The 15,460-nt window shown below is 51.4% G+C and carries 11 protein-coding genes and 4 pseudogenes; 11 read left to right on the plus strand and 4 right to left on the minus strand.

Features of this window, described 5'->3' with window-relative positions; translation table 11 throughout:
* The 3 genes and pseudogenes from ACJHWT_RS23915 to ACJHWT_RS23925 form a co-directional block, all read right to left on the minus strand.
* A pseudogene (locus tag ACJHWT_RS23915) lies at positions 1-517 on the minus strand (hypothetical protein); the annotation flags it as partial.
* An 18-nt stretch (positions 518-535) separates the two neighbouring features.
* Positions 536-739: pseudogene (locus ACJHWT_RS23920) on the minus strand (hypothetical protein); the annotation flags it as partial.
* A gap of 780 nt (positions 740-1,519) precedes the next feature.
* Positions 1,520-1,726 carry a YbfA family protein gene (locus ACJHWT_RS23925; RefSeq protein WP_000424926.1) on the minus strand — a complete coding sequence of 69 codons (207 nt, stop codon included), beginning with the start codon at positions 1,724-1,726 and terminating at the stop codon, positions 1,520-1,522.
* A gap of 312 nt (positions 1,727-2,038) precedes the next feature.
* Between ACJHWT_RS23925 and kdpF the strand changes: the two genes are divergently transcribed.
* From kdpF to ACJHWT_RS23980, 11 genes and pseudogenes are all read left to right on the plus strand, one after another.
* Positions 2,039-2,128, plus strand: a complete 90-nt coding sequence (gene kdpF / locus ACJHWT_RS23930; RefSeq protein WP_001365534.1) for a K(+)-transporting ATPase subunit F — start codon at positions 2,039-2,041, stop codon at positions 2,126-2,128.
* Positions 2,128-3,801 (plus strand): potassium-transporting ATPase subunit KdpA, encoded by a 1,674-nt coding sequence (kdpA, locus tag ACJHWT_RS23935; RefSeq protein ID WP_000730082.1) that lies wholly within the window; start codon positions 2,128-2,130, stop codon positions 3,799-3,801. The genes kdpF and kdpA overlap by 1 nt, the downstream gene beginning before the upstream one ends.
* A 22-nt stretch (positions 3,802-3,823) precedes the next feature.
* A complete protein-coding gene (gene kdpB / locus ACJHWT_RS23940; RefSeq protein ID WP_000088005.1) occupies positions 3,824-5,872 on the plus strand; it encodes a potassium-transporting ATPase subunit KdpB in 2,049 nt (682 codons plus the stop codon).
* 8 nt (positions 5,873-5,880) lie between these two features.
* Positions 5,881-6,453, plus strand: coding sequence for a K(+)-transporting ATPase subunit C (gene kdpC / locus ACJHWT_RS23945; protein WP_001298627.1), 573 nt, complete (start codon positions 5,881-5,883; stop codon positions 6,451-6,453).
* Positions 6,446-9,130, plus strand: coding sequence for a two-component system sensor histidine kinase KdpD (kdpD, locus tag ACJHWT_RS23950; RefSeq protein WP_001317700.1), 2,685 nt, complete (start codon positions 6,446-6,448; stop codon positions 9,128-9,130). The genes kdpC and kdpD overlap by 8 nt, the downstream gene beginning before the upstream one ends.
* Positions 9,127-9,804: a two-component system response regulator KdpE gene (kdpE, locus tag ACJHWT_RS23955; protein ID WP_000186067.1), complete on the plus strand. Its 678-nt coding sequence runs from the start codon at positions 9,127-9,129 to the stop codon at positions 9,802-9,804. Before kdpD ends, kdpE begins: the two co-directional genes overlap by 4 nt.
* A 233-nt stretch (positions 9,805-10,037) precedes the next feature.
* Complete coding sequence (locus ACJHWT_RS23960) at positions 10,038-10,142, plus strand: leader peptide SpeFL (protein ID WP_211180488.1); 105 nt, start codon at positions 10,038-10,040, stop codon at positions 10,140-10,142.
* A gap of 257 nt (positions 10,143-10,399) precedes the next feature.
* Positions 10,400-12,598, plus strand: coding sequence for an ornithine decarboxylase SpeF (speF, locus tag ACJHWT_RS23965; protein WP_000040182.1), 2,199 nt, complete (start codon positions 10,400-10,402; stop codon positions 12,596-12,598).
* The gene (gene potE / locus ACJHWT_RS23970) at positions 12,595-13,914 is read left to right on the plus strand and encodes a putrescine-ornithine antiporter (protein WP_000075832.1); all 1,320 of its coding nucleotides are present in this window, start codon (positions 12,595-12,597) and stop codon (positions 13,912-13,914) included. The genes speF and potE overlap by 4 nt, the downstream gene beginning before the upstream one ends.
* A 93-nt stretch (positions 13,915-14,007) precedes the next feature.
* A pseudogene (locus tag ACJHWT_RS23975) lies at positions 14,008-14,138 on the plus strand (winged helix-turn-helix domain-containing protein); the annotation flags it as partial.
* A 15-nt stretch (positions 14,139-14,153) separates the two neighbouring features.
* Positions 14,154-14,656: pseudogene (locus ACJHWT_RS23980) on the plus strand (DUF2625 family protein).
* Between the two features lie 40 nt (positions 14,657-14,696).
* Here ACJHWT_RS23980 and ACJHWT_RS23985 read toward each other — a convergent pair.
* Positions 14,697-15,191, minus strand: a complete 495-nt coding sequence (locus ACJHWT_RS23985; RefSeq protein ID WP_065203520.1) for a hypothetical protein — start codon at positions 15,189-15,191, stop codon at positions 14,697-14,699.
* Positions 15,192-15,460: the final 269 nt, after the last annotated feature.

Below are 15,460 nucleotides of genomic sequence, written 5' to 3' on the forward strand. Positions count from 1 at the left end.
CTGTCACCGGGTTAACCGCCAGGGCTATGGCCCCCGCCATTTCCAGATATTCCCCGGCCACATCCAGGAACGTTCTGGCATCCTCCTGACGCTGCGCTTCTTCCTGTTCCGCCTTCGCCTGCGCCTCCTGCGCCTCAATGTCCTGCCGCGATGCCGCAGTCGCCGCGGCCCGCGCGGCAGGTTTGCTGTTGATCCATGTGTCGCCAGAGCCGGTGAGGATGTAACCTTCAATCTGAGGCGGGAAAAGCATATTTGCGAGGTCTGAACAGACTTCGCTGACCGTGTCTGTCACGCCGGTGTACACCATCGCCACACCCGCCACAAAACCGGTCAGCACGACGGCCGTGCACCCCATCGTGATCCCCACTGACGCCGCCAGTAACGAGGTTGTGCCGACAATGAGGGCATCAATAACGACATTTGCGGCCACCTCCAGCACCGCCCCCAGCACATCTGCCATAAACGACGTATGCAGCAGGGCATCACCCTGCCTTGCCGCCCAGAATGCCTCTTCCATGTCCCGTTCCCTGTGTGATTAATTCGTCCCGGCTTCCTGCCGCATCCTGAAGCGCAGATTCTTTTTAATTTCAGCCCAGCGCGTCATATCAGCCGGGGTCAGCGGTGTGGTTCGGGCGTAGGTGAAGGCCATCATGACCCGCTCACCCGGCAATACAAATGCCACCTGACACTGGTACACCTGCTCGTTACCCCGGAGAAACTGGCTCTGTATTTGCAAACCGCCTCATTGAGATAATATTCCGTCATAATAGAAGTCGTCCTTTTTAATAAATGAATTATTTATTGACAGGTTCTGTTTTTTAATCATGAATGTAATGTCTATCACCGCTTTACAGCACTCTTTATCTTTCAAGCCGTAATCACTAATAACATTAAGCAATTACCCATATTTACAATGACCGGAACTGATATGCCGTTATGTATTTAACAATCCCAACATATTCACCATACAAATAAAATCACGAGTAACAAACACACTACCGCCTCCATATAAAAAATGGACAGCTTATAAAATTGCATCTTGCATAGAAAGGGCTGAGATATCGAGTGTATTTTAATTATCAACTATAAATGTTGAATATTTTCATTAACAGAAACACATCTTATCCCATTAGATATGTTAACAATCAATTATTCTTAACATATCACTAAAGTATATATTACTCTCTTTACTATCTGTTTTTATTGCGGTAGCGATATTAATAGCAAAATTCGGAATTTATTTAGATGCTGGAATAAGAAAAAGTGATGGCGGCTTTCTCACCTTACCCTGAAGTTTCAGGAAAGTGTGTAAGGAAGGATGCAACCTAACTGGAGATTTCTGAGGATCTAGTTGCTTAGAGCGACAATGAAGGTGAACGCATCCAGAGTAGTCCTATGAAAGGATACTATTGAAAATTGATGCTAAAACAGTGATTAAATGAACAACACCATGGAACCCGTTGATTCAAAACGCCTAAACCAGCCCCCTGATACGAGGCTGGCTTAAACGCGCAGGCAATCAGTAAAAATCACCCGTTGCCTTTTCGGCCTGATCCATCCACACCGGTTTCTCGCTGGTTTTCGACCAGACGCGGTGCAGGTAGCTGTAAAAGCGGGCGCGGTCTTTCCAGAAAAGCATGAAAGGCAGCGCCAGAACGCCCGCTGCAACCGCATAAGTACGGCGTAAAAAGATAAGCCATGCAGGATATTCTCTGTAGAGTTCCATACTTTTCTCCCCCTTTTGTATCTACCCGGTGAATGGCACCGGAAAAATGAATTTGTTTATCTGATGAAAATAGTACCGCCTTTTGTGTAATTTTACTACTCATCCGACCACTTATTTTTGCTTATTGATGGTTTATTTACATTCACACTGTAATTAAGTTACACAAAAGTTAAATTAATACTAACCATCAGTTAAATCATGGCTTTTGCCATTTTTATACTTTTTTTACACCACGCCCGAAGATTTTTGCGAAATCTTTGCAGCCAGAATTCTACCCTTCCGGTATCACTTTTAGGCCACTGGAGGTGCACTGTGAGTGCAGGCGTGATAGCCGGCGTGTTGCTGGTGTTTTTATTACTGGGTTATCTGGTTTATGCCCTGATCAATGCGGAGGCGTTCTGATGGCTGCGCAAGGGTTCTTACTGATCGCCACGTTTTTACTGGTGTTCATGGTGCTGGCACGTCCTTTAGGCAGCGGGCTGGCGCGGCTGATTAATGATATTCCTCTTCCTGGTACGACGGGCGTTGAACGCGTACTCTTTAGCGCGCTTGGCGTCTCTGACCGCGAGATGAACTGGAAGCAGTATCTCTCAGCCATTCTTGGCCTGAATATGCTGGGGCTGGCGGTGCTGTTTTTTATGTTGCTCGGTCAGCACTATCTGCCGCTTAATCCACAGCAGTTGCCAGGGCTGTCATGGGATCTGGCGCTGAATACCGCCGTCAGCTTTGTCACCAATACCAACTGGCAATCTTATAGCGGTGAAACCACGTTGAGCTATTTCAGCCAGATGGCGGGCTTAACGGTGCAAAACTTTCTTTCTGCCGCCAGCGGGATTGCGGTGATTTTTGCCCTCATCCGTGCGTTTACCCGCCAGAGCATGAGCACACTCGGGAATGCCTGGGTCGATCTGCTACGCATCACGTTATGGGTGCTAGTCCCTGTGGCGTTGTTGATCGCACTGTTTTTTATTCAACAAGGTGCGCTGCAAAACTTTCTGCCCTATCAGGCGGTGAATACCGTTGAAGGAGCGCAACAGCTGTTACCCATGGGGCCTGTAGCTTCTCAGGAAGCGATCAAGATGCTCGGTACTAACGGCGGTGGCTTCTTTAATGCCAACTCGTCGCATCCGTTTGAAAACCCAACCGCACTGACCAACTTCGTGCAGATGCTAGCGATCTTCTTGATCCCAACAGCGCTGTGCTTTGCCTTTGGTGAAGTGGCGGGCGATCGTCGTCAGGGGCGCATGTTGCTGTGGGCGATGTCAGTGATTTTTGTTATCTGCACAAGCGTGGTGATGTGGGCAGAAGTTCAGGGTAATCCTCATCTGCTGGCGCTGGGTGCGGACAGCAGCATCAATATGGAAGGTAAAGAGAGCCGTTTCGGCGTGCTGGTCAGTAGCCTGTTTGCGGTCGTGACTACGGCGGCTTCCTGTGGCGCGGTGATTGCGATGCATGATTCGTTTACCGCTCTTGGTGGCATGGTGCCGATGTGGTTGATGCAAATTGGTGAAGTGGTATTCGGCGGCGTCGGTTCAGGCCTTTACGGCATGATGCTGTTTGTCCTGCTGGCGGTGTTTATTGCCGGGCTGATGATTGGTCGTACACCGGAATATCTGGGTAAAAAAATCGACGTACGCGAGATGAAACTGACTGCACTGGCGATTCTGGTCACCCCGACGCTGGTGCTGATGGGCGCGGCGCTGGCGATGATGACCGACGCCGGACGTAGCGCCATGCTCAACCCTGGCCCGCATGGTTTTAGCGAAGTGCTGTACGCCGTGTCATCCGCCGCTAACAACAACGGCAGCGCCTTTGCCGGATTAAGCGCCAACTCTCCGTTCTGGAACTGTTTACTGGCGTTGTGCATGTTTGTCGGGCGCTTCGGGGTGATTATCCCGGTGATGGCAATTGCCGGTTCGCTGGTGAGTAAAAAGAGCCAACCCGCCAGCTCCGGCACGCTGCCAACGCACGGCCCGCTGTTTGTTGGCCTGTTAATCGGCACCGTGTTGCTGGTTGGCGCACTGACCTTTATCCCTGCCCTGGCGCTTGGTCCGGTGGCGGAATATCTCTCCTGATGATATTGAGTGAGCACTGAATATGAGTCGTAAACAACTGGCGCTATTCGAACCAACACTTGTCGTTCAGGCGCTGAAAGAAGCGGTGAAAAAATTAAACCCGCAGGCGCAATGGCGTAATCCGGTGATGTTTATCGTCTGGATCGGCAGTCTGTTAACCACCTTTATTTGCATCGCAATGGCAAGCGGTGCGATGCCTGGCAATGCGCTGTTTAGCGCGGCAATTAGCGGCTGGCTGTGGGTCACCGTACTGTTCGCTAATTTCGCCGAGGCGCTGGCAGAGGGCCGCAGTAAAGCGCAGGCCAACAGTCTGAAAGGGGTGAAAAAAACTGCCTTTGCCCGCAAGCTTCGTGAGCCGAAATATGGCGCTGCGGCAGACAAAGTTCCTGCCGATCAACTGCGTAAAGGCGATATCGTACTGGTAGAAGCTGGCGATATTATCCCCTGCGATGGTGAAGTTATTGAAGGGGGTGCATCGGTCGATGAAAGCGCCATCACCGGGGAATCAGCACCGGTTATCCGTGAATCCGGCGGCGATTTTGCCTCCGTCACCGGCGGCACGCGTATTCTTTCTGACTGGCTGGTAATTGAGTGCAGCGTTAACCCCGGTGAGACATTTCTGGATCGGATGATCGCGATGGTGGAAGGCGCACAGCGACGCAAAACGCCGAACGAGATTGCCCTGACCATTCTCCTGATTGCCCTGACTATCGTCTTTTTACTGGCAACCGCCACGCTGTGGCCGTTTTCCGCGTGGGGCGGTAATGCAGTGAGTGTAACGGTACTGGTGGCGCTGCTGGTCTGTCTGATCCCAACCACTATTGGCGGCCTGTTGTCAGCGATCGGCGTCGCCGGGATGAGTCGGATGCTGGGCGCGAATGTGATTGCCACCAGCGGACGTGCAGTTGAAGCGGCAGGTGACGTTGACGTTCTGCTACTGGATAAAACCGGCACCATCACACTCGGTAACCGTCAGGCGTCGGAGTTTATCCCCGCGCAGGGCGTGGATGAAAAAACGCTGGCTGACGCCGCACAACTGGCTTCGCTGGCTGATGAAACGCCGGAAGGTCGCAGTATTGTGATCCTCGCCAAGCAACGTTTTAACCTGCGCGAGCGCGATGTGCAGTCGCTCCATGCCACCTTTGTACCGTTTACTGCGCAAAGCCGGATGAGCGGGATCAACATCGACAACCGCATGATCCGTAAAGGTTCTGTCGATGCCATTCGCCGCCATGTTGAGGCTAATGGTGGTCACTTCCCTGCCGATGTCGATCAAAAAGTCGATCAGGTTGCGCGTCAGGGAGCCACGCCGCTGGTAGTAGTAGAAGGCTCCCATGTGCTTGGCGTTATTGCGCTGAAAGATATCGTCAAAGGCGGTATTAAAGAGCGCTTCGCGCAGTTGCGTAAAATGGGCATTAAAACGGTGATGATTACCGGCGATAACCGTCTGACTGCCGCCGCGATAGCTGCGGAAGCGGGCGTCGATGATTTTCTCGCCGAAGCAACACCGGAGGCCAAGCTGGCACTGATTCGTCAGTATCAGGCGGAAGGCCGTTTAGTGGCGATGACCGGCGATGGCACCAACGATGCTCCGGCGCTGGCACAGGCCGATGTTGCGGTGGCGATGAACTCCGGCACCCAGGCGGCGAAAGAAGCGGGCAATATGGTGGATCTCGACTCCAACCCGACCAAGTTGATCGAGGTAGTGCACATTGGCAAACAGATGCTGATGACCCGTGGCTCGTTGACCACCTTCAGCATTGCCAACGATGTGGCGAAATACTTCGCCATTATTCCAGCGGCGTTCGCGGCAACGTATCCGCAGTTAAATGCGCTGAACATCATGCGCCTGCATTCGCCCGACTCCGCCATTCTCAGTGCGGTCATTTTCAACGCCTTGATTATCGCCTTTTTGATTCCCCTGGCGTTAAAAGGCGTGAGTTATAAACCGCTTACCGCTTCTGCCATGTTGCGCCGTAACTTATGGATTTACGGTCTGGGTGGGCTGCTGGTGCCGTTTATTGGTATCAAAGTCATTGATTTACTGCTAACCGTTTGCGGTCTGGTGTGAGGTTTACCATGCGTGGATTACGTCCGGCATTATCGACATTTCTCTTTCTGTTATTGATTACTGGCGGCGTTTACCCGCTGCTGACCACCGCACTGGGGCAATGGTGGTTTCCCTGGCAGGCCAACGGTTCATTGATTCGTGAAGGTGATACGGTGCGCGGTTCGGCATTAATCGGGCAAAATTTTACCGGCAACGGCTATTTTCATGGTCGCCCGTCGGCAACAGCAGAAATGCCCTATAATCCACAGGCTTCTGGCGGGAGCAATCTGGCAGTCAGTAACCCGGAGCTGGATAAACAGATAGCCGCACGCGTTGCCGCATTACGGGCTGCTAACCCGGATGCCAGCACGAACGTTCCGGTTGAACTGGTGACGGCGTCAGCAAGCGGGCTGGACAATAACATCACCCCGCAAGCGGCGGCCTGGCAGATCCCACGCGTGGCGAAAGCGCGTAATCTCAGCGTTGAACAGCTCACGCAACTGATCGCAAAATACAGCCAACAACCGCTGGTGAAATATATCGGCCAGCCGGTCGTCAACATTGTCGAACTCAATCTGGCACTGGATAAGCTTGATGAATAACGAACCCTTACGTCCCGACCCCGATCGTCTGCTGGAACAAGCTGCCGCGCCGCATCGGGGGAAGCTGAAAGTATTCTTCGGTGCCTGCGCAGGCGTCGGGAAGACCTGGGCGATGCTGGCGGAAGCCCAGCGACTGCGGGCGCAAGGGCTGGATATTGTGGCTGGCGTGGTAGAAACCCACGGTCGGAAAGATACCGCCGCAATGCTGGAAGGGCTGGCTGTTCTGCCGTTAAAACGCCAGGCGTACCGTGGGCGGCACATCAGCGAGTTTGATCTCGATGCCGCCCTCGCCCGCCGTCCGGCACTGATCTTAATGGACGAACTGGCGCACAGTAATGCGCCAGGTTCTCGTCATCCCAAACGCTGGCAGGACATCGAAGAGCTGCTGGAAGCTGGCATTGATGTTTTCACTACCGTCAACGTTCAACATCTGGAAAGCCTGAATGATGTGGTCAGCGGCGTCACCGGAATTCAGGTTCGGGAAACCGTGCCCGATCCTTTTTTTGATGCCGCCGACGACGTAGTGCTGGTGGACTTGCCCCCGGACGATCTGCGCCAGCGACTGAAAGAAGGCAAAGTCTATATTGCCGGGCAGGCGGAGCGCGCCATTGAACATTTTTTCCGCAAAGGTAATCTGATCGCCCTGCGCGAACTGGCACTACGCCGTACTGCCGATCGCGTAGATGAGCAAATGCGCGCCTGGCGGGGGCATCCTGGCGAAGAGAAAGTCTGGCACACACGCGACGCGATCCTATTATGCATCGGGCATAACACCGGCAGTGAGAAACTGGTCCGCGCGGCGGCGCGGTTGGCCTCGCGCCTGGGCAGTGTCTGGCACGCGGTGTATGTTGAAACCCCTGCCCTGCATCGCTTACCGGAGAAAAAACGTCGGGCAATTCTCAGCGCCTTACGTCTGGCGCAGGAGCTGGGCGCGGAGACGGCAACACTTTCTGATCCAGCGGAAGAGAAAGCGGTAGTGCGTTATGCCCGTGAACATAATCTCGGCAAGATTATTCTCGGTCGCCCGGCTTCGCGCCGCTGGTGGCGTCGGGAAACATTTGCTGACCGGCTGGCACGCATCGCCCCCGATCTCGATCAGGTGCTGGTCGCGCTTGATGAACCACCCGCCCGCACGATTAACAACGCGCCGGATAGCCGCTCTTTTAAAGACAAGTGGCGGGTACAGATTCAGGGATGCGTGGTTGCCGCCGCGTTATGCGCCGTTATCACCTTAATTGCCATGCAGTGGCTGATGGCGTTTGATGCCGCCAACCTGGTGATGCTGTATCTACTTGGCGTGGTGGTGGTGGCGCTATTTTATGGACGCTGGCCTTCGGTGGTTGCTACCGTCATTAATGTGGTGAGTTTCGATCTCTTTTTTATCGCCCCACGCGGCACGCTCGCCGTCTCTGATGTGCAATATCTGCTGACCTTCGCGGTGATGTTAACCGTCGGGCTGGTGATCGGGAACCTTACTGCTGGCGTGCGTTATCAGGCGCGGGTAGCCCGTTACCGCGAACAACGCACACGGCACTTATATGAAATGTCCAAAGCTCTGGCTGTGGGCCGTAGTTCGCAGGATATCGCCGCCACCAGCGAACAGTTTATTGCCTCCACGTTTCATGCCCGTAGCCAGGTGTTGCTGCCTGATGACAACGGTAAATTGCAGCCGTTAACACATCCGCAAGGAATGACGCCGTGGGACGATGCCATCGCGCAGTGGAGTTTTGATAAAGGTCTGCCTGCGGGCGCGGGCACCGACACGTTACCCGGTGTACCGTACCAGATTTTGCCGCTAAAAAGCGGCGAGAAAACCTACGGACTGGTGGTGGTGGAACCGGGGAATCTGCGCCAGTTGATGATCCCGGAACAGCAGCGCCTGCTGGAGACGTTTACGCTGTTAGTCGCCAATGCGCTTGAGCGGCTGACGCTGACCGCCAGCGAAGAACAGGCGCGGATGGCAAGCGAACGTGAACAGATCCGCAACGCTCTGCTGGCGGCGCTTTCGCATGATTTACGCACGCCGCTCACGGTGCTGTTCGGTCAGGCAGAAATCTTAACGCTCGATCTGGCAAGCGAAGGATCGCCCCACGCCCGCCAGGCCAGCGAGATTCGTCAGCATGTGCTGAACACGACCCGACTGGTGAATAATCTGCTCGATATGGCGCGAATTCAGTCCGGCGGCTTTAATTTGAAGAAAGAGTGGTTAACGCTGGAAGAAGTGGTCGGCAGCGCGCTGCAAATGCTGGAACCGGGTTTATCGTCGCCTATCAATCTTTCTCTGCCAGAACCGCTGACCTTAATCCACGTTGACGGGCCGCTCTTTGAACGGGTGCTGATTAATCTGCTGGAGAACGCGGTGAAATACGCGGGTGCGCAGGCCGAAATTGGTATCGATGCCCACGTTGAGGGCGAGAAGCTACAACTGGATGTCTGGGATAACGGCCCCGGTCTTCCGCCAGGCCAGGAGCAGACGATATTTGATAAGTTTGCTCGCGGGAATAAAGAGTCGGCGGTACCGGGTGTAGGGCTTGGGCTGGCAATTTGTCGGGCGATTGTGGATGTACACGGCGGCACCATTACCGCGTTCAACCGACCGGAAGGTGGTGCCTGTTTTCGTGTTACACTTCCCCAGCAAACCGCTCCTGAACTTGAAGAATTTCATGAGGATATGTGACAAACGTTCTGATTGTTGAAGATGAACAGGCTATTCGTCGCTTTCTGCGCACGGCGCTGGAAGGCGACGGTATGCGCGTCTTTGAGGCCGAAACGCTGCAACGCGGCTTGCTGGAAGCGGCTACCCGTAAGCCAGATTTGATTATTCTCGATCTCGGCCTGCCCGATGGTGATGGGATTGAGTTTATCCGCGACCTGCGCCAGTGGAGCGCGGTGCCGGTGATTGTGCTTTCCGCACGTAGCGAAGAGAGCGACAAAATCGCCGCGCTGGATGCCGGAGCGGATGATTATCTGAGTAAGCCGTTTGGCATTGGCGAATTGCAGGCCCGTCTGCGCGTCGCTTTACGTCGCCACTCCGCCACCGCCGCGCCCGATCCGCTGGTGAAATTTTCCGATGTTACCGTCGATTTAGCAGCTCGTGTGATCCATCGGGGCGAGGAAGAGGTGCATCTCACCCCGATTGAGTTCCGCCTGCTGGCAGTGTTGCTTAATAATGCGGGAAAAGTGCTCACCCAGCGCCAGCTCCTTAACCAGGTGTGGGGGCCAAACGCGGTCGAACACAGTCATTATTTGCGTATTTATATGGGGCATCTGCGACAAAAACTGGAACAGGACCCGGCCCGGCCTCGCCATTTTATTACTGAAACCGGTATTGGGTATCGGTTTATGCTTTGAATATTAATTTTAATACATCCTGCCTTTTATTAATTAAAGCCGTAATAATAAATACGGCTTTTTATCTTAAACAACACACAAAAATAACAATTCAATATTTTATATTACTGAGTAAAAAGCTCATCATTAAATAAATTAAGATTGATCATTTTTTATTGATCACCTTCACAGTTCAACCGTATTTCCTGGATAGAATACCTTCACCTTCATTCACATCAGGAAAGGTAAATTAAATGGAAAATAACAGCCGCACTATGCCCCATATAAGGCGGACAACTCATATTATGAAGTTTGCTCATCGCAATAGCTTCGACTTTCACTTCTTCAATGCCCGTTAGTCTACCGACTAAGGGCACTTCAGCGTACAGGTCTTCCTGACTCTCTGTATTACAGGCATATGCCTGTATTCCGCAGTGCTCATTCTCTGTTAACCCTTGTATTATCAGCCACCGGACTGATAAGGGTTTCTGCATTCTGAAAAAAGCAAACTTCTGATTAATTTATCAGCGGGGTAACTTTGCTTTTTTTCCGGCACGATCGATTTCTCATTCGAGAAATTGAGGACCTGCTATTACCCAAAATAAAGAGATGGAAAATGTCAAAATTAAAAATTGCGGTTAGTGATTCTTGCCCGGACTGTTTTACCACGCAGCGAGAATGTATCTATATTAATGAAAACAGTAATATCGATGTGGCGGCAATAGTTTTATCGCTCAACGATGTTACACGCGGAAAACTCGATGAAATCGATGCCACGGGTTATGGCATCCCGGTATTTATTGCTACTGAAAATCAAGAACGTGTACCCGCAGAGTATTTGCCCCGTATTTCGGGTGTCTTTGAGAATTGCGAATCGCGACGAGAATTTTATGGTCGTCAGTTAGAAACCGCAGCCAGCCATTATGAAACGCAACTGCGCCCGCCCTTCTTCCGCGCACTGGTCGATTATGTCAATCAGGGTAACAGCGCGTTTGATTGCCCCGGTCATCAGGGCGGCGAATTTTTCCGTCGCCATCCCGCGGGGAATCAGTTTGTGGAATACTTTGGTGAGGCGCTGTTCCGTGCTGACTTGTGCAACGCCGACGTAGCGATGGGCGATCTGCTGATTCACGAAGGCGCGCCATGCATTGCACAGCAACATGCGGCAAAAGTGTTTAATGCCGATAAAACATACTTCGTTTTAAATGGCACTTCATCTTCTAACAAAGTGGTTTTAAACGCCCTGCTGACACCGGGTGATCTGGTGCTGTTTGACCGCAATAACCACAAATCTAACCACCACGGAGCGTTGCTACAGGCTGGCGCGACACCGGTTTATCTGGAAACCGCACGTAACCCGTATGGTTTTATCGGTGGTATTGACGCTCACTGTTTTGAAGAAAGTTACCTGCGTGAACTGATCGCGGAATTCGCACCGCAGCGGGCAAAAGAGGCTCGTCCTTTCCGCCTCGCCGTTATTCAGCTAGGCACTTACGACGGTACGATTTATAACGCCCGTCAGGTGGTGGATAAAATTGGTCATCTGTGTGACTACATCCTCTTTGACTCCGCATGGGTCGGCTATGAGCAGTTTATCCCGATGATGGCGGACTGTTCACCACTGTTGCTGGATCTTAATGAGAACGATCCGGGTATTCTGGTTACGCAATCTGTGCATAAACAGCAGGCTGGTTTTTCTCAGACTTCACAAATCCATAAAAAAGACAGCCATATCAAAGGGCAACAGCGTTATGTACCGCACAAACGCATGAACAACGCCTTTATGATGCATGCCTCCACCAGCCCGTTCTATCCGCTGTTTGCCGCACTGGATATCAACGCCAAAATGCATGAAGGTGTCAGCGGTCGTAATATGTGGATGGATTGTGTGGTAAATGGCATTAATGCCCGCAAACTGATCCTCGATAACTGTCAGCATATTCGTCCATTCGTACCTGAACTGGTGGATGGTAAACCCTGGCAGTCGTATGAAACGGCGCAAATTGCGGTTGATCTGCGCTTCTTCCAGTTTGTACCAGGTGAGCACTGGCATTCTTTTGAAGGCTATGCAGAGAATCAATACTTTGTCGATCCGTGCAAACTGTTGCTGACAACCCCAGGTATTGATGCACGTAACGGCGAATATGAAGCGTTCGGTGTACCCGCGACGATTCTTGCTAACTTCCTGCGCGAAAATGGCGTAGTGCCGGAAAAATGCGATCTTAACTCCATCCTCTTTCTGCTGACTCCGGCAGAAGATATGGCCAAACTTCAGCAACTTGTTGCTCTGCTGGTACGCTTCGAAAAACTGCTTGAGTCCGACGCGCCATTATCAGAAGTACTGCCTTCCATCTACAAACAGCATGAAGAGCGCTACACCGGTTATACCCTGCGTCAGTTGTGTCAGGAAATGCATGATTTGTATGCCCGTCACAACGTGAAACAACTGCAAAAAGAGATGTTCCGTAAGGAACACTTCCCACGCGTAAGCATGAATCCACAAGAAGCCAACTACGCCTATTTACGCGGTGAAGTGGAGCTGGTTCGTCTGCCGGATGCAGAAGGCCGTATCGCTGCCGAAGGTGCGCTTCCTTATCCTCCGGGTGTGCTGTGTGTTGTTCCGGGTGAAATCTGGGGTGGTGCTGTTCTGCGTTACTTCAGCGCTCTGGAAGAAGGGATCAACCTGCTGCCAGGTTTTGCACCAGAGCTGCAGGGTGTCTATATCGAAGAACATGATGGTCGTAAGCAAGTTTGGTGCTATGTCATCAAGCCTCGTGATGCGCAAAGCACCCTGTTGAAAGGGGAAAAATTATGAGTCAGGCTAAATCGAATAAGATGGGCGTCGTTCAGTTAACCATACTGACGATGGTCAACATGATGGGCTCCGGTATCATCATGCTGCCGACAAAGCTTGCCGAAGTTGGGACAATCTCAATTATCTCCTGGCTGGTGACAGCCGTAGGCTCAATGGCACTGGCATGGGCATTCGCAAAATGCGGTATGTTCAGCCGTAAATCAGGCGGTATGGGCGGTTATGCGGAGTATGCTTTCGGTAAATCCGGGAACTTTATGGCGAACTACACCTACGGTGTCTCGCTGCTGATTGCTAACGTCGCGATTGCTATTTCGGCGGTTGGTTACGGCACCGAACTGCTCGGCGCGAGTTTGTCGCCAGTGCAGATTGGTCTTGCGACCATCGGAGTGCTGTGGATTTGTACCGTGGCTAACTTTGGTGGTGCGCGCATTACCGGGCAAATCAGTAGCATTACTGTGTGGGGGGTCATTATTCCGGTCGTCGGTCTGTGCATTATCGGCTGGTTCTGGTTTAGCCCGACGCTATACGCTAACTCATGGAACCCGCACCATGTGCCGTTCTTTAGCGCTGTAGGTTCTTCCATCGCCATGACGTTGTGGGCTTTCCTCGGTCTGGAGTCAGCCTGTGCCAACGCCGAAGTAGTTGAAAACCCGGAACGTAACGTGCCGATTGCAGTTCTTGGCGGTACTTTAGGTGCGGCGGTGATTTATATCGTCTCCACCAACGTGATTGCAGGGATAGTGCCTAATATGGAGCTGGCAAATTCAACGGCACCATTTGGCCTGACTTTCGCACAGATGTTCACGCCAGAAGTGGGTAAAGTCATTATGGCGCTGATGGTGATGTCCTGCTGCGGTTCACTGCTTGGCTGGCAGTTCACCATTGCCCAGGTGTTTAAATCTTCATCTGATGAAGGCTACTTCCCTAAAATTTTCTCCCGTGTAACCAAAGTGGATGCACCGGTTCAGGGAATGTTGACCATTGTGATTATTCAGAGTGGATTGGCACTGATGACCATTAGCCCGTCACTGAACAGCCAGTTCAACGTGCTGGTTAACCTGGCCGTGGTGACCAATATCATTCCGTATATTCTGTCGATGGCAGCATTAGTCATTATTCAGCAGGTCGCTAATGTGCCACCATCAAAAGCGAAAGTAGCAAACTTTGTTGCCTTTGTTGGTGCGATGTACAGTTTCTATGCGCTGTACTCATCCGGGGAAGAAGCCATGCTGTACGGTTCCATCGTGACCTTCCTTGGTTGGACACTGTATGGTCTGGTCTCACCACGCTTTGAACTGAAAAATAAACACGGTTAATAAAGCAAAGTAAAAAAGGGCGATTGAATGGTCGCCCTTTCTGTTTGTTGACAAAGAGTTCTTTATTTATGCCGCATCCGGCAGGTGTAGGATCCAAACGCGGTCGGACACAGCAACTATTTGCGTAATTATATGAGGCATTTGCGACAAAAACTGGAACAGGATCTCGCCCGCCCCGCCATTTCATTACTGAAACCAGTATTGGGTATCGGTTTATGCTTTGAAAAAAGTGGCATTGTATGGATAAAGTCATTTTTTATTCACATATAAGGAACTTAATATTTAAAAAATGTCCCATACAATGCCTCATCATAAATGACACCGTAGCATACAAGGAGCAAGTAGCGATGCGTGATTGGACACAACGCCCTGAATTCGCAAGCGTGCGGGCTTTACCCATCGCCGATGATGTCGCAGGGGGAATTTTCTTAATGGTGGCGATCTTGGGGAAGATACTGGCTGCGTTTATTATTTTGCGCCAGATACGCTGATTTGGGAAAGTCTGGAGGTTGGATATTCTGAGTTTCTTCAGTGGGCATTATCCGGTGATTTAGATACCTTCAATGAAAATGTACGCTGGCCGCAATGGCAAGAAGACGTAATAAAATTATCGGCAACGGAAGCCTTCACTTTCTACCCTTTCTTATGGGTACAAAGTGAAGAAGCAAGAACAAGAAAAGTTATTTCGCTTACTGAACTCTGGGAAATGCAGTATCAAATGAAAGAAACATTCACGCAATAAGACATGTTCAGGTCCGGGTTTCATTCCTGGACTCGCTATTTTAATGTGTATTTATCGCTTTCAATTCTTGCTGGCAATTTTCTGACTGGCAGCGTCGCAACTCAATAATCCCGACATGCATCATCGAGCCAATAAAGCCGCTTTCGCTGACATAATCCTCATTAACTATCGGTCGAGTGCCGGGCTTGCCCTGGCAAACCTGCATAAAAAATGAGGTGTAGCATTGCCAACCAGGATTTAAACCGGCCTTTTCTTGTACTGACATATCGTGAAGATAAGTAAGTTCTTTTTCGTTCCCGCCTGACAACTGCCAGCGGCGGGTATTATCAGGTAAGTTATCGCCACGGCAATTTGTCTTACACCGGGAAAGCGCAATATTTACCGCAATGCTCCCCGTTAATCCTCTGGTTTTATCTTTAGGGGTCAGTAACCAGTCACCAGCTAATGATGATTGTTCAGGTTGGGCGCATGCTGTCAGCAGTAGTGTGGCGGTAATTAATGTCACTCTGACGACCAGACTCCTTTTGGTCTTCATTTTGAATTCCCTTGAGCTATTCAGTTTGTTGGCAAAGTGCTCGTTGTTCATGCCGGATGCGGCGTGAACGCCTTATCCGGCCTACAAAATCGCGTAAATTCAATATATTGCACCATCTTCCCAGGCCTGATAAGCGTAGCGCATCAGGCAGTCATAAGTAATAAATATCCTCCGGCATAGCCGGAGGTTTTTCAAATGCGCCTATAAGGCTCTCTTACCAGCCGCGCCCTAACAGGCGCACACGATCTGACATTTGCATCCAACTTCGT

Source organism: Escherichia sp. WS338 (genome assembly GCF_046486405.1).
Lineage (GTDB): Bacteria > Pseudomonadota > Gammaproteobacteria > Enterobacterales > Enterobacteriaceae > Escherichia > Escherichia coli.